This is a genomic window from Pseudomonadota bacterium, from assembly GCA_011049115.1.
Lineage (GTDB): Bacteria > Desulfobacterota > Anaeroferrophillalia > Anaeroferrophillales > Tharpellaceae > DSCM01.
Genome location: DSCM01000085.1, coordinates 1 through 2,735 on the forward strand (window position 1 = coordinate 1; position 2,735 = coordinate 2,735).

The window sequence follows — 2,735 nt, forward strand, 5'->3', positions numbered from 1 at the left end:
CGCCAGCGGCGGAGAAAAAAGATAGGCGCCCATATTCACCGGGGCCGGGCCCGGAGGAACGACAGCGTCAGGCCCCCAAGCCGCGCAATACAGGGAACGTTTACCGCTGAAAGCCCGATAATTGGTCGGCCCCCAGGCCGCCGCGCTTTTGCCGGGCGCGGTTTTCAAGGCCCAGCCGGGAGGAGGGTAAACCTCGGCTTCGGCATCGAGACTGAACAACACCTGCCAGCCGGAGGCCGCCGCCGGGTCAGGCTGTTTGGCAACGGCGGGTAACGGCAGGGGCTCATGCAGGGCAATCAGCCGACCCGGATCGGCAACCATGCCGACAGACAGGGTTTTCTCCTGGGGCCGCTGTTCATCCAGCATGATGACCAGATGATTGGGCTCGGCGACACTGATGTCGCGCTCCTGCGCCAAACGGCGGCAGACCGCGTAGCAGCGTCCATCGCCTGGAGCGGAGATGGTCAGTAAAAGATTCTGCCGATCAAGCACCCGGCTTTCGCTGATGCCCTCGGCGGCAAACAGCGTCTGCAAGCGCTGCCTGCCGACTTCAGCCTCGGCTTCCGTCTTAAAGGTGACAATGATCTCGGCCGTCGGAATGAGCAGCGCCTGGCCCTGCTCGAAAACCGGCTGAGTCACCAGATTTTTTGTTTCCGACTCCCGCAACAGCGAGCTCAGGGATTTTGCCTGGGTACCGGGGCCGCCGGCCACCGGGGTCCGACGATAAAGGGACAGCCCCCGGCTCTGCAGTTGCGGAACCGCGCTTAAAGAATCGAGCTCCGCGCCGACCCGGGCCAGGGCTTTCTCGGTCAGGCCTTTTTCCGTGGCGGACCGGCTGACAACCAATAAATTGGGACTGGGGTTGAGAACCACCTTTGCCGCGCCCTGAAAATAATAATAAGCATTCTCCGCCGCCAGACCGCAAAGCGGCTTCAGGGCCAGGGAAAAACCCAGAGCGACCATGCAGAAAGGAACAAACAGCAGAAGCTTCGGGGAAAATCTTTTTTTCATCGTCGACTCCTTCATTGTCGAAACCGGCAGATTAGCAACCGGCGTCCTCCCCGCGATTATCGGACGCTAAATCACAACCAACAATTTCCTGTTTTTTTAAACCAATCATGAACTATCCGGGCGCAAAATTTCATCCACCTCCGCCTCGCTAAAAGCAGAACCATCGGCGGAAGGCAGCCTCTGCCCGACCGGCGGCGGGTTCAAGCGCGATTTCCCCTTGCGACCCATATCCTCTTTCATCACCGCCAAAGTCCCGGTAAGGCATCGAGCATCATATTGTCCGACGAGCCGTTAAGCTGAAAACCAACCACTTCCTAGTCGGAAGAATAATCCATATAGGTCGCTCCGCTGGTATCAACCCGAAGAAGGTTTTCGGCGCTGCCCATCACCTTGGCGCAGCCCCCCACCAAGAGGCTGCCGTTGGCTACCGCCACCCCGGCATCATTATAGAATGTAAGGGCGGCGATATTGGCCGGAACGGAAGCGATATTGGCAAACGCGATTCCGGTCCAGCCGTCATCCTCTAGTTTCGGAAAAATGGCTTTACGAGAGGCGCTGCCGACGCCGGTGTAACCCGCCAGCAGATTACCGTCATTGGTGCCGAAAAGTTCAAAACCGGTTATGCCGACATCGGTTTCCAGCTTGAACCAGGCCGATCTTTCCGGCAAATCAAGACTGGAGAGGGTTCCCAGATATTTCTCGTGGCTGCCCAGGATGAAGGTCTGCTCCGTCAGTTGTTCACCGTCTTCCGCGTAAGGCGTGATTCTCAGGCTGCAGGAACTTTGCCGAGGGTTATAGGCGACAACCCCGGTCCACCAGAAATCATTGCTGACCAGATGAGGAAAATAAAGCGCAGGCGCGGTCGCGTCTTTCAAAAGAATACCGCTCAACTGATTTCCCCCGCCAAAGAGTTGCAGGCCGACCACCCCGGCGGCTTGCGTTATTTCAGCCGAGTGAATATCGGGCTGTTTTTCCGAGTCGAAAAGCTCGGCAACCGGGAAAGCCCGATGCTGGTTGCCGGCCAGGGCCAGCGAGCGCTCCCTGCCGTCATCAAAAGTAAAAGTGACTCGTTTACTGGCCGAAGTGGTGTTCAGCAGACTGATCCCGGTCCACCAGATTGAATCGGAGGCGATATGTGAAATATAAAGGTTGTCATCTCCAAGCTTTTCCCGGGAAGCCGGAATGGCGACGCGGTATTTCCCATTGAGATAAAATTTCAGATAGCCGCACATGGTCTCGGAGAAAGAGGCAAAGACGATATAGCCCAGATCCTCGGCCCCCGGGCGAAGCCGCCGTCAGGGTAAATTGATGACGGGCATGCGGGGCCAGGGCCAGAACCCGTTCCGGCTCCAGCAGAATTCCGGAATTACTGAAATACTTGATGCTCCCATGCAGGATTTCCGTGGCGCTGGGGTTGATCAGACAGATCTCGGTTTGCCATCCATCGATACAGGCCACATGGGGATAGTAAAGACTGTGAATCCTGAGGCAGGCGGTCTGGTCCGCGTTCCAGGCATAACCGGCCTCGCAATGACACTCCTGCTGAAATCTGAAAGCATGTTCCGGACATGTCTCCCGCAGAAGACAATCGGTCAGCGCGGCATTCCACTCATAACCTTCATCGCAGATATATTGATCACCTTCCAGGTGGGCGTTGGCCGGAGGAGTAATGACCACGCAGCCCCTGGCGTTGGCTGCCGGATTGCCGGGATCGCAGATTTCCC

The 2,735-nt window shown here is 57.4% G+C and carries 2 protein-coding genes; both read right to left on the reverse strand.

What is annotated here, in order from left to right; genetic code table 11:
• On the reverse strand, positions 1 to 1,011 hold a 1,011-nt coding region (locus ENN66_07100), incomplete at its 3' end, for a hypothetical protein (GenBank protein HDS16365.1).
• 314 nt (positions 1,012 to 1,325) lie between these two features.
• Complete coding sequence (locus tag ENN66_07105; GenBank protein HDS16366.1) at positions 1,326 to 2,243, reverse strand: hypothetical protein; 918 nt, start codon at positions 2,241 to 2,243, stop codon at positions 1,326 to 1,328.
• Between the last annotated feature and the right edge of the window lie 492 nt (positions 2,244 to 2,735).

Coding starts and splice junctions, on each gene's coding strand:
- ENN66_07105 (HDS16366.1), bottom strand. CDS start 2,243: ATGTGCGGCTATCTGAAATTTTATCTCAATGGGAAATACCGCGTCGCC.